Genomic DNA, 13,330 nt, shown 5'->3' with positions numbered 1-13,330 from the left:
TGCATATCTTTATAAGAAATATTCTTTTTAGGATCGTTTGGCGGATATTGTTGGTTATTAAAATTGCATACTAATGAAATATGAAGCGTATTTAATTATTCTGGTGGTATGATTCTAAAGAAACTCATGATACGACTGGACTAAGAATAGAAAATATGATAATATGTTTAGAACATTTGTCTAATAAAGAAAATTTGATGCTTATGAAAAACTTATTTCCTTCCCGAGTAATTGTGTGTGTAATTACACTGCTTACTCTAACTTTTCCGGTCTTTGCACAAACCACGAATGCGACAGATGAATATGAAGAGACATTAAAGAAGATGATGAAGCTTTCCGGTGCTTCGGCTGCTACGGACGATCTTTATCCGAAAATGCTTTCTGTGATGAAATTTAATGCACCGGGAAAAGATGATGCCTACTGGAACGATTTTGCTAAAGACTGGAAAGAAAAAATAGAAAATAGGGTGATTGAACTGTGTATGCCTGCTTATAAGAAACATTTGACATTGGAAGATTTGAAAGCAATTGCCGCGTTTTATGAATCTCCTGTCGGCAGGAAATATAAAGAAAGTTCATTGGCTGTGATGCGTGAAGCAATGCCATTGTTGGTACAGGAACTCCAAACAGAGATGTTTAGAGAGGTGAGACCGGGAATGGATAAACAAATGGTTGAGCACGAACAAGCAATGAAAGAATATGAGCAAAAAAAGAAACGTGATAGAGAGTTGTGTGCACAAGCTTATTTGCTTCCGAAAGACAGTATCGCTGTAGTTCCTGGAAAAGTTTATGAGAACGGAATGTCTACAACTCCTTCATTATATTCGATTGAAAGAAGAAAAAAGGATACAAAAGTGACATTCGTGCAACCTGTTTACTGGGATTCACAATGGCTGTATTATAGTCCGGGATTCAAGATTATAGATAAAGAAAGTGGCGATGAATATAATGTGAGAGGATATGATGGCGGAGCATCTATGGATAGGCTGTTAACCGTTGAAGGATTTAATCATAAATACATTTATATCAGTCTTTTATTCCCAAAATTGAAGAAAAATGTGAAGGAAATTGATATCCTTGAATTGCCACATGCAAAGGATAAGGAACTATTGCCTTCTAATGATGATGGAAAGGCTAAATCATATTTTAATATAAGAGTGAAGGATTATCAAGTTTCTTCCGGGAAGAAAAATAAAAAAGTCTATTTCTAGGGCACTTTCACTATTTTGTGTAAATAGAAAACTACAGAATTCCGGTTTTATACTTGAATCCTGTAGTTTTCAAAGGAACTATTTTGATTTGATAATCTGAATTATCAATGGTCGGCTTAACCTTCTTTCTACAGTCAAAAAGTTATATACTTTTTTCTGATGTAAATTTGAAGTCGTATTCCGGCTCGTTATCTTCTTTTGTCAGAGGTTTTATTGTCCCTTCAATAATCATGGATCCGGCAGAACCTAATGCTGGCAATTTCACGATATTATATCCTGTTGCGGCTTCTTTTACAAATTCTTCATTTTCATCATTACAGATTATCAATGTATTTTCCGGGTTATGTAACATGGGATCCTCTGTCAATAGCTTTTCCAGTCGCATAAAGGCTTTAAGATTGGTCTGGGGATTTACTGAAATTACATGGATATATGATGCCTTCCATGCTTTTTTCAGATTATCAGCTTTAATAAGGGCAATCGTTTCCGTTTCGTATGTACGGACAGCAACAGTAACCTTGTTTGTAATATGCCGATCGGAAGTTTGTGCGTAGGTGAAACCTAGAGTGATGCAAAATACGCATAATAATAAAATTCTTTTTTTCATAATTCTATTTTTATTAGTTGAAAATGGTATTGATTTGTGTTTTAGAGGCCGTTGTTTTTAATAGTATTGATGTTTTCATTGTGTTTATTGGTATTTGATATTGAGACAAATGTACGGTTCTTTTTTATATTTTCCAATTTTTTCGGGGGACAAAATAGAAGAGGGGTGATATACTGCTATTTTGCTCATAATCTTTACTTTAATTAATTCTAGTCTTGTTTGGATAAAAGAGAAAGGTAGACAGACGGTGGGGTATGTTCTTTTATTGGACCGGATACTTTTGGAAAAGCTCTTTTTATTTTGTATATTTGTAGGAGAATAGTGATGAGTAAAGAACGGAACTAAAGAAGAATGGAAAAGAAAATAGTGCAATATTGCAACAGTGGAATAGAAACTCCTTACAGTAGTTAAGCTGTAAGAACCTTGGTATAAACTAAAGGCTGCGAATCTTTGTAGGGTTTGCAGCCTTTTTTGTTGTTAAAAATCACAGGAATAACCTTTCTCTTGGATTTGAGAGTTTATAATAAACTTAGATACCGTTATTAATAAACCCCTCAAAAGTTTATTAATAACATGGAACACGTTTGTGCAAGAAACGTTCGCTTTTTTCTTCTTTATATGCGAGATTGAATACGCCCGATAGGATATTTTTATAGAAAGTAATTTGTATATACATTGATGTAACTAAATCAGAAGCCCATCCAATAACTCCAGATAAATTCCGACAGCTTCTTCGATCTCTTTCAGCATGATATATTCCTCTGCTGTATGCGAACGTGAAGAGCGTCCCGGACCGATCTTTACCGAAGGGAAGGACATTAATGCCTGATCAGACAGAGTTGGAGAACCGAAAGGAACACGGCCAAGCTTTACTGCTTTCTGAACAAACGGATGTTTTTCATCAATTTGTGAAGAGTTGAGGCGGTATGAACGCGCTTTGGCGTCACAGGAAATATGTTTCTTGATTTCCACAAACAGTTCTTCGTTTGAGTAAAGTTCGTTGCTCCGGATGTCGACGACGAAAGAACATTTGTCGGGAATGACATTGTGTTGAGTACCTGCATTAATCACCGTGACGCTCATCTTCACCGGACCTAGTAGCGGAGATTCCTTTTCAAAACGATAGTCACGGAACCAGGCGATGTCATCCAATACTTTGTAGATAGCATTGTCTCCCTCATTGCGTGCCGCGTGTCCGGCTTTACCTGTTGCAGTGACGTCTAACACCATTAAGCCTTTTTCGGCAATGGCGGGCTGCATCTCCGTCGGTTCGCCCACTATGGCGAATGAGACAGGAGGAAGTCCCGGCAATACACTTTCAATTCCGTCCTTACCTGAAACTTCTTCTTCGCACGAGGCAAGATAGATGAGGTTGTATTTCTGCGAAGTGCGACATAGTTGCAGGAACACCTGTAATAACGAAACAACGCTGGCACCGGCATCGTTGCTGCCCAGCCCGTACAATTTGCCATTTTCTTCGCGGGGAGTGAACGGATCCTTTCTCCAACCGTTGACAGGTTTTACAGTGTCAATGTGAGAGTTAAGCAGGATAGTGGGCTTTTTCAAATCGAACATCGGACTGAGGCACCACACATTATTTCCCTTGCGTCCGGTCTGCATACCTGCCATTTCAATATAGTTTTGCAGAAAATCCGCAGCTTGGGTTTCTTCCCGGCTGATGGAAGGGATGCTAATCAGTGATTTAAGCAGGCTTACAGCCTCTGTTGTCATATAGGAAATATCATATTTCATAGTCAAATCTTTTATCTATATCTTAATCTTTGCACAAAGATAGTCGTTTTGAACAATAGTTTCAAATAAAACTAATATATTTGTGATGTACATTGATTATCAGATGATTATGAAAAATCATTATTTTACTTGATTATAATGGTGGGATAATATTAGTGCCCTAATAAAACAGGAGGGTTTTAGTAGATGTCCTATTAGTGGATACTAATGATGATAAGTAGCAAGTAGTCACAGACCGCAATTCATATCTGTGTATATACAATATTCTCTGTTGTTCCGAAAAACGATTGGGTACGCAAGCTTTGTTTTATCCATTTGGAAAATTTGTGTAAAGCTTTACATAAGATATTTATTTCATTTAGACAAAATTGCCCAAAAGTTTTAATATGAGTATTGAAAAACTGTGTTTTGTTTGAGAAATAGAAAATATTTTTTATGGCTCCATTTCGATGTAAGTTACCATAGGGTACTCTTTGTTATTAAGGTCTACACGAAGTTTGCGCACATAATCCGGTTGGTTCTCTTTGCCGGTAGCACCCAATGCTTCGATGAAGGGAGTAATTTCGAGTTTTCGGTGTACCTTACAATGATAGATTTCCGTAGTGTCCGAGGGGTGTATCTCCAAGTCAAACTTTTCTTTGGCCACCAGTACTACTTCCAGTTGCTCTCTTCGGCGCCAGGCATTGATAATAGGGTGAAATCCGGAAATATGTCGTTCGATTAAGTATTGTTTTCCTTTTTCTGTGAGGCATACGGTGCTCCTAACTGAAGTACTGTCTCTACGAACGATGTTATATGTTATCAGCCCGGCATCTTGATAGCACTTCATGCACGAGTCGCATCCGTGGCATTCGTATGTTTTGCCCATATAGTTGCCATTTACAATCCATACATTGCTGATAGGGGTTTCCGTACCTCCCGGAACTGGATAGGTAACATGCGGATATTTGCCGCCAAGAGGCAGGGTAACTTCGCCCGTCTGTAGGGCGAGAGCATATAGCTCTTTGGTGGGTTCAAGATGATTGCGGATTATGCGTTCCACTTCGGCATGGTTGTTCCTACAAGATGTACAAAGGTATATCACAACTGTGAGAACCACTCCGGCAGTGGTAATATTTCGTAGAGTAATATTAGATAGTATGTTAAACATATAGTTAGGTATAAACAGGTAAGCAATAATAAAAAGAAAGAACACAAATTACGCAAATTACATTAATGGATGTACTGTTGACAGTCTCAGAATAATTTTTTGTGTAATTTGCATTCTTTCTGTCAATTCACACTATTTGATGAATGTGATTTCGTAGATGTCCGGTCCTGTACCACCGCTAGTGGTCAACATTCCATCAAACTTGAGAGCACGTATGTCAGCGGGTTCCTTGAACTTCAGATATATGGTGCCATTAGCATTTCTGGTGAGTTTGCCATATGAAATGAATCCGTTACCTTCGTCTGCATACACGTTCAAACTTCCAAGACTGTAGTAACCGGTGTCAAAGTTGATTCTGACACCCAGTATTCTTGTGAGCTCCGGGAAAGTCATCGTCAGGAAAGTAATCTTATTAGGGTACCACGTATTGCCAGAGTTTTTTCCATCATACAGAAATTCCAAACCATCGCTTTTATTTGATTCAAAAACAACGTTGTTATTGAAATACTCTCCAGTAATCTCATCATTAGAAGGATCAATATTGTCTTTCTCCAATTTGAGATTTATCTCTATTAACACGTTGTAGCTCTGTTTCGATATTTTCACTCCACTGACTGCATCTACAAATTCCAAGCGAAGTGGAAGAACGTATCCCGGTAGTTTGTTCAATATATCTGGATTAGTGATATTAAGAGTAATTGTCCCCTCTCTACTTCCGGCAGTTATGATGGCATCATTCAATTCGAATGCCTCGTCCGGAAACTCTGTCAAAGTATGTCCTTCCAACAAGTCGAGGTTCTTTTTGAGACGCACTTTGACATTTTGGTTCAAAGCCTTTTTCAATTTTACATTAAAGGTGAACTCGGTTCCTTCGGTTATCGTAGTCTGTTTTCCATCGCTCTTGGCATTCAGTTTCATCACGGTCTTACCTTCCAGATATAAAATGTTGGAAGGATCAAACAGAAACTTTTCCGGAATATCTACAAATACATAGTTTGCATCGAGCTGATAAGACAAGTCCTGGCTTACCACTTCTCCCTGATTGTCATCGCTACAAGCCGAAAAGGCAGCTACGGCAAACAGTATATACAGCAATTGAATTATTTTTTTCATTTGTTTCGATTTTAATTTGTTACACGAACAGGAGAGCTATTCTACAATTATCAGGTCTTCGGCCGGGAATTGTACATTCTCTACATATGATATTTTGGGAGGATCTTCATCCCATATACCCAATGTGCGAAAGTCTGAGATTTCCCAATTGCCAGTCAGTTCTTTCATTTCATTGTTCTCTACAGTGTTGAAAGGCATGTACATAATCAGGTTGGGATCTGTTGGATCTTGAGGCAAATATTCCTTATCTATGATTTCTCCGTCGGTCAATGCCCTGTTCCACATGCGTGCTTCGCGAATATAAACATTAGTATATTGAGTGTTGCCTATAAATAGACAGCACTTCTTCATGTCCGAAAAATAGATAGGCGAGGTTTCGAACGTCTTCTGTAATTCTCCGTTCACATAAACCGAGATACTGGAAGCATTCCTGTGAACAAGGCTGATGTTCAGCCATTTCCCGTTAGATAAGGGCTTGTTGGTCCAAGTATCATCTCCATCGCGTCCGTTCTTGATCTGGATACCTTTGTCGTTGGTGATACGGGTATAAAAATCGCCCGTACCGGATTGGATCGACATGACGGTTTGATTACTATTAGTCATTCTCGGGTAAAGCATACTCACCTGCATGGTCCAATTATCCATAGGCTTTCTCAGCTCTGCATTGGGTACCAGTGCGATACTTCCTGCACGTGAGAATTGTCCGACGGAAGTAACCAGCTCGCGGCTCAGACGGATGATAGTAAAGTCCGGCGAGCTCAGTATCTTATATTTGGAAGAGCTAGTGATGGATACCGGAATAGCAAAACGCTTACTGTAGGGATACTTGGTTTCATCTATTTGGGGGATCTTTATCTCCACGCTGGCGTTGTACTGTCCGGGTTCAATAGTCACCACAGCTTTTCCGTGTGTTTCTTTCTTGTCCTTGGTGATGAATACAAAGTCTTCTATTGCCATAGGTTCCAGCGTCAGACCGGCTTTGGTGTTATACTCCTCCAACAGTTGTTTGTCCACTTCTACCGTTATTTCCACTGGCTGGTCGGTAATGTTGGCTAATCGGGGAGTGATTACAGAACTGCCACCTTTATCGTTGCTTACCACCATCGAGATTACTCCGCTACTGTTGGTGTTACCCATGTAGACCGCATTGTCAGCACCTTCTCCTTCACCACTGACCATGTCGCAAGCGGTGAAAAAGCCTAAGGACAGGAATAATAATGCTATATGTTTCTTCATATTATTTTTGGTTTATAAAGTGATTATATTACTTGATAGGAGGATTCATGATGGAAATTGCATTTCGTACATAACGATATTCGTTTTTGTCAAATGAATCTGCATTAATGTGATAAGCACCGATACCACCAGCTTCCCGGTTGAGGTTGTTAACAACAAAGTTTGCATAATTTTCAAAACTTATCCGGTTGGCTTGTCCGCTTTCGAATGTCTCTGTATAGATAATCTGGTCTTTCACATCATTCCCCAAACGGTTGGTTATTCTGGATGTCCATCCACTATAACTACCATTATAGGATTGTGCCACAAAGTAGGAGAAGAGAGGTGCCATTTCCGGGGATAGATAGTGGATTGAGCCATTGATGTTCAGAATCTTCTTCTTGCCGTCTTTGGCTTCTAATTTGTCCAAACCATTGCGTAATGTTTGAAAGAAAAGATTTTCATATTCTTTATTGTCATACGAGCTGCAAGAGATGATAGGCCTGTAGTCTGTCCAGTCGTTTGTCCAGTCGCCACAGTGATTGCCTGGTTTGAAAGGAGAGGCATAGGAAGGTTCATAGTCAATATCGAAGCCGTCGTATCCATACTTGGCGATGGAGTCCAAAATGGCTTGTGCGTATTGCTTGATACCTGTTGTCGGGTCATCAGACCATCCGCCTTCAGGAATATTACTAAGTCCGTTACCCACGTTTTCTACGATCCAACCCACAATGACCTTGGTACCTTTACTCTGCACCTCTCTCATCTGTTTCAGACGTTTTTCATTAATGTTGAAACAATTTCCCCAAATAGAAACGATATCCATACTGTCGGGAATCAACGTCAGATTGGAGTATTCGCCCGGAGTTTCAGCACTCCATGCGTTGAACCAGCCGAACATCACCGGATGCTTGGTTTCTTTGTACTCCCTTAAATCTGCAAGGTAGAGTTCATAGAGGCGTTTGTTCTCCTCGGCTATGCGTACAGAGTCCTCATAATTCTGTTGTTTCTGGGCATCTTCCTCAGCCCATTTATCTTTATCACGATTCTCATACAGATCTTTCACGGCTTCTTTTTCCAAGTCGATAGTTTCAATGTCAGTACATGAAAACATGAAACTTGCCATGAGTGATAAAACGAAGCATTTTTTTATGTTATTCATCATTTCTGTATCGTTTAAGAGTTACTTTTTTTCTTTTTTGTCCCACCATACATTTACGGAAGCCTTATCTATGCCTCCCAAATATTGTTGGATGGCTTTTTGAAGGTTTTCGCCGTTGTGTTCGTATTCATTGCGCGGATATGGAATACGGCGTACGCCATCCTTGTGACCGTCACTTTTCTTCACGTCAGAGTTAGTGAAGTTGTTCACCGGAGGAATCTGGCGCGGGTATCCTGTACGTCTCCATTCGCTCCATGCTTCTTGACCGTCGGGGAAGAGGGCCAGATACTTTTGTGTAATAATACGTTCCAATTTTTTCTCTACATCATCCGCCTCATTCCACTTCACGGTAATGATACTGGGCGCTGCATAGTTGTAGGCCGCATTCACCGGATCTGTAAAGGCCAGCGGAGGAGTGGTACTGTTCAGGTAAGAGCCAATACTTGCGCCACATTCGGCAAAAGATTTCCGAATGCCCGATTCATAGTATTGTTGAGGAGTTCCGCCCCCCATATCGAAACCTGCTAAGGCACCTTCTGCCCGCAGAAAGTCTACTTCTGAAGCCCTCATCCAATACACAGGATCGTCTTCCGAAATGTTGGGCAATGACGCTCCGTCATACACTTTTTGAGTAACCGGTAAGCCGGCACGTATAGCGTTCTTTCCTTGATCCTGAAAATATTTGGAGATACGCGGGTCTGCATATCCTTTCATATAACATTGAATAGTGGCTCCCATGCGACTATCGTTGTACTGACCCGGGTCTGCAATCTGGTACATCGGATGTTTTGTCTGCAAATTAGCTCCTCTATTCATTTTTGCCATATCGTCTATGCTTTCCATTACGCCAATTGGGTTCTTGATAGCCTTTTCAGCGTATGTGCGTGCCAATACCTCATCAGCATAGCGTACACGGATAGCAAGTCGCAACATCAGTGAGTTGGCCAAACGTATCCACTTGGTCACGTCGCCCTCATACACTACGTCCGAAGCCATGGGGACGGTATTGTTGGCTTTCATATAAAAGTCGTACAGGACGGTGACAGCTTCGTCCAGTTCTTCAAAGAACGAGCGATACACCGATTCCTGAGAATCATATTCCACAGTGAACGAACCGTTTCCCACCTGTTTGTAAGGGATGGGGCCAAACTTGTCAGTAGAACGATGCAGTCCCATAATCTTAGATATCTGTGCAATAGCGTACATCTCTTTATTGGGGTTTTCGCCACTCATGTTGATATTCTTCAGTTGGATCCAGGGAGCAAAGATGTTGGTGATAGCATACTCATACATCAAGTTCACCCAGCCTTCCGAAAAGAAGAACGTAGTGGTGTTGGACGCCTCGTTCCATTTGTTGTCACGTGGCGAGAAATACCCTATCCACGAGTCACCGCACAGGTTGATGGAAATCTGATAAGCGTTGGTCAAGTCTGTGTTATCAGTTTTGAGCGGTACGGGAATAATATGTTTTTCTAAATTCGGCATATAGGCACCGTTAAGCACACCGTCTTTCTGCTCCATGTCTTTGTCAGGAAGATACGGGTTTTTATTTATCTCTTCAAAATCCGCGCATGAGGTGCTTGTCATGATCCCTGCACATGCCAATAGTACCCCCACTATCTTTTTTATCTGTATTTTCATAAATTGAATATATTAATTGTTACAAGCTAAACTTAATACTAAATCCTAAGTTCCTTAAGCTGGGAGCCATGAAAAAATCGCTGCGGTTATACGTACCTGTAGAACCGTTCATGTCGGGGTCGAACGGAGCCTTACGGTAGAACATGAAGAGATTACGTCCCACGAAGGAGATAGTGGCATTGTTGAAAACATCACCCAACCATTTCTTCGGCAGCGAATAGGTCAACGAAAGTTCTTGCAGACGGACGTTGGTGGCATCGTAGGTGTAGTAACTCATCAGCCCTTGTCCACCCACAGTATTGTAATAGCGTTCGGCATCATATCGGTGTCCGTCCAACATCACACCGCCGTTGTCGCGAGCCTCGGCTGATACTTTGGACACACCGAATACATCCATGAATGCCTGTGTCTGCGATGTGACGATACCTCCAAAACGTCCGGTAATCATCAACCCCAGTGAGATATTCTTGTAGTTGATGTCATGACGCCATCCCATGGTGAAGTCAGGATCGGCCGATCCCAAACGGATACGTTGGCTGCGGTCAACCTGATAACCGTTTCCTTCTTCAACGAGCTTGCCGTCTCTGCCACGCTGTAAAATGCCTGTAGTAAAGACATCGGACATGGAATAGCCTTCACGCAGGTATACATCACCAGCTTCCTTCAAAGTCAATTCAGTTATATTTACCAGTGAGTTGTCGATAGGATTGCGATAATCGTGTACCATTTCTACGATCTTGTTTTGGTTGGCTGTATAAGTCAAATGGGTAGAGTAGTTCACCTTGCCAAACGTATCGTTGTAGCCCAATGTCATTTCCACACCTCGGTTGCGCACGTTACCAGCCTGAACATAGAAACCTGAATAACCGGTTGCAGGAGACATGACCGAAAGAAAAGTCTGGTTATACGTATTGGATTGGTAGAAAGTTCCGTCAAAAGAAATTCGTCCGTTCAAAAAACGGGCATTGATACCTACTTCATAGGATTTGGTTCGTTCCGGCTTGAAATCGGGATACGGATACGTGGAAATCGGATTAATAACGCCGCCCGACATTGGGTCGGTCACCGTACCGGGAGTGATACCCGTCTGCGTAATAGGCGATCCTACCTCTGTATAGGATGTACGTAACTTTAAATAAGAAATAAATTCAGGCAGTTTCACCATTTCGCTAATGATACCTGACAGACCGATGGATGGGTAGAAGATGCAGGGAGTATCTCCATTGCTGACCAATTGAGAGGCCCAGTCGCAGCGTCCTGTAGCAGACAAATAGAGCATGTTTTTCCAACCTAGCTCCGCACTGGCAAAGAAGGCAACGTTGCGTGTACGCAGGTATCCTTGGTCTCTTTTACCTGAAGCGGGTTCCACATTGGCCAGCGAGAAGAGATTGGGCACCGTCATCAGTTTGCCGCCTACATCAATACTACGTGTATAATGATCTTCAAAGCTACCGCCCACGTTGGCCGTCAGTGAAAAGTCTGTACCGAACCGTTTGTTAATATTAGCCATCACGTCAGCATAGGTTTGAGTGTAGAACTCCTCTTTATTCGTGTAACTACCCTTGGAAGAACCTGTATAAAGCTCGAGTGTAGAAGCATGAAGTTTACGTTCTTCGGTAGAGTGAGTCTTATCCAGGCGCACACGTCCAGCAATATTCAACCAGTCGAATATGTCATATTGTACTCTGGCATGAAGCATGTAACGGCTTTTCTTGGTGGGAAACATTTCGCGGTTGATAATCCAATAAGGATTTTCAAAGGAAAGTCCCTGATCGCCATATTCCCAGTTCTGGGTGGGGAAACGACGTTCTTCGTTATAACGCTCGAATATTTTCACATTTTCGAAGTCCTCGCCACGGGGAAACAGATAGAGCGGAAATAACGGGTTGAAGTAACGTCCGCCTGAAATCATGTTCTGCTCAGCCTGAATGACATAACTAGCCCCCAAATCTACGTGTAACTTGTCATCCAACATTAGCGCAGTATTTCTGAAAGAGAAGTTGTAACGGTAATATTCATTGTTCTTAATGACACCCTTGGAGTTGGTAGAAGCCAAAGAGATGAACGTTTGGTTAGTTTTCGTGCCCGAAGAAATGTTCAGCGAGTTAATGGTATTCATACCAGTTTTGAAAAAGTCCATGGGATCAAATGAAGAAGGTGTAGCTAGTTTCTCTCCCCAACTACGATAGGAATTATCTCGGTTGCCATAGCTATTTTGGAACTCCGGTGATATCATCGGTTTAGAGAATTCTGTATTGGATGAAAAGTTAATTTTCATCTTTCCCTCACTACCTTTCTTGGTGTTGATCAGAATCACACCGTTGGCTGCAGCTGCACCATAAAGAGCTGCTGCTGAAGGACCTGTCAGCACAGAGATACTTTCAATGTCATCGGGGTTAAAGTCGGAGATACTTTCACTACCGGCCACTGCACCATATTCTGTTTGGATGACACCCCGTGAAGGGTTTCCGATGGGCATACCATCAACTACATATAAAGCATTGTTGTTTCCGACGATAGATTTGGAACCACGCATGATGACACGTGTAGCACCGCCCACACCAGAGGAACTCTTCTGGATGTTGACACCAGCGACCTTACCGTTTAAACTGTTCATGAAATTAGCGTCCTTAGCCACGGTTAGTTCGGAATTGCTTACAGTCTGTACGTTATAGGAAAGTGCTTTTTCAGCACGCTTGATACCTAAAGCCGTAACAACCACTTCGTCTAGTGCCTGAGATTCATCTTCCAATACAATGTTAATAGTATTTTCTTTTACAACTATCTCCTTTGACTGATAACCGATATAGGAAAATACCAATACAGGTGTGGCACCTTGTGTAGTGATATGATAGTTACCTTCCATATTGGTTACAGTTCCGTTGCCGGTCCCTTTTTCGACCACAGTAACTCCAATTAGCGGAGCACCTTTTCCATCCACTACATTACCCACCACATTTCTGCTTTTAGATTTTTTAGCAGTCTGCTCCGGAATAATCATTATATAAGTATCTTTTACGGTATATGTGAACCCTGTTCCGGCAAGAATAGTTTTCAGTGCCTGATCCAAAGACTGGTTGTTTATATCTAAAGATATTCTTGTTTTAGGTAGTTGGGAACTGTTGTAAGATACAGACATCTTGGTCTGTTCCCTAATATCCGCTAAAGCTGTTTGCAATGAGATATTCTTCTTTTTTATTGTTATTTTACTATTGTTTTGGGCATAAAGCATTGACCCGATTAATAGTAGAAAAGTTATTAATATACCTTTTCCAGTGTTTTCCAGATATAAATTCATATCTTTACGACGTTTTTAGTTTTAAATCATGTATTTTTTCTCATTTCTTAAATAAGCAACAAGTTGCTTATTTGTTTTAAGGCTAAAAATTATTTCATATCCGGAGAGGGTGGAGCCTCTTCCGGATATTTTTCTACATAAGCATATTAGATTTTAAGTTTAACAAAAAAATATTTATTGT

General features: G+C 41.1%; 9 protein-coding genes. 1 reads left to right on the top strand and 8 read right to left on the bottom strand.

Annotated features, from left to right (window positions below):
• Nucleotides 1-203 precede the first annotated feature (203 nt).
• A complete protein-coding gene (locus BHV72_RS04435) occupies nucleotides 204-1,211 on the top strand; it encodes a DUF2059 domain-containing protein (RefSeq protein ID WP_286854914.1) in 1,008 nt (335 codons plus the stop codon).
• 142 nt (nucleotides 1,212-1,353) lie between these two features.
• Here BHV72_RS04435 and BHV72_RS04430 read toward each other — a convergent pair whose 3' ends face one another.
• The 8 genes from BHV72_RS04430 to BHV72_RS04395 all read right to left on the bottom strand — a co-directional run bounded on the left by BHV72_RS04430 (nucleotide 1,354) and on the right by BHV72_RS04395 (nucleotide 13,149).
• Complete coding sequence (locus tag BHV72_RS04430; RefSeq protein WP_022042820.1) at nucleotides 1,354-1,818, bottom strand: hypothetical protein; 465 nt, start codon at nucleotides 1,816-1,818, stop codon at nucleotides 1,354-1,356.
• A 684-nt stretch (nucleotides 1,819-2,502) separates the two neighbouring features.
• Nucleotides 2,503-3,570, bottom strand: coding sequence for a M20 family metallo-hydrolase (locus BHV72_RS04425; protein WP_055256171.1), 1,068 nt, complete (start codon nucleotides 3,568-3,570; stop codon nucleotides 2,503-2,505).
• Nucleotides 3,571-4,003: 433 nt separating this feature from the next.
• Nucleotides 4,004-4,720, bottom strand: coding sequence for a hypothetical protein (locus BHV72_RS04420; RefSeq protein ID WP_055256172.1), 717 nt, complete (start codon nucleotides 4,718-4,720; stop codon nucleotides 4,004-4,006).
• Between the two features lie 132 nt (nucleotides 4,721-4,852).
• A complete protein-coding gene (locus tag BHV72_RS04415; RefSeq protein ID WP_122139016.1) occupies nucleotides 4,853-5,833 on the bottom strand; it encodes a DUF1735 domain-containing protein in 981 nt (326 codons plus the stop codon).
• 36 nt (nucleotides 5,834-5,869) lie between these two features.
• Nucleotides 5,870-7,069 (bottom strand): DUF1735 and LamG domain-containing protein, encoded by a 1,200-nt coding sequence (locus BHV72_RS04410; RefSeq protein WP_022042818.1) that lies wholly within the window; start codon nucleotides 7,067-7,069, stop codon nucleotides 5,870-5,872.
• 28 nt (nucleotides 7,070-7,097) lie between these two features.
• Nucleotides 7,098-8,213, bottom strand: coding sequence for a glycoside hydrolase family 18 (locus tag BHV72_RS04405; protein WP_022042817.1), 1,116 nt, complete (start codon nucleotides 8,211-8,213; stop codon nucleotides 7,098-7,100).
• Between the two features lie 18 nt (nucleotides 8,214-8,231).
• On the bottom strand, nucleotides 8,232-9,851 hold the full coding sequence (locus tag BHV72_RS04400; protein ID WP_055170099.1) for a RagB/SusD family nutrient uptake outer membrane protein: 1,620 nt from the start codon (nucleotides 9,849-9,851) through the stop codon (nucleotides 8,232-8,234).
• Nucleotides 9,852-9,870: 19 nt separating this feature from the next.
• Nucleotides 9,871-13,149 (bottom strand): SusC/RagA family TonB-linked outer membrane protein, encoded by a 3,279-nt coding sequence (locus tag BHV72_RS04395; RefSeq protein ID WP_286854906.1) that lies wholly within the window; start codon nucleotides 13,147-13,149, stop codon nucleotides 9,871-9,873.
• Between the last annotated feature and the right edge of the window lie 181 nt (nucleotides 13,150-13,330).

This window comes from Bacteroides sp. 43_46 (assembly GCF_001915455.1).
In the GTDB taxonomy this organism is placed as follows: Bacteria; Bacteroidota; Bacteroidia; order Bacteroidales; family Bacteroidaceae; genus Bacteroides; species Bacteroides caccae.
The sequence above is the reverse complement of the archived record's forward strand: the minus strand, read 5'-3'. Positions and strand labels throughout refer to the sequence as shown.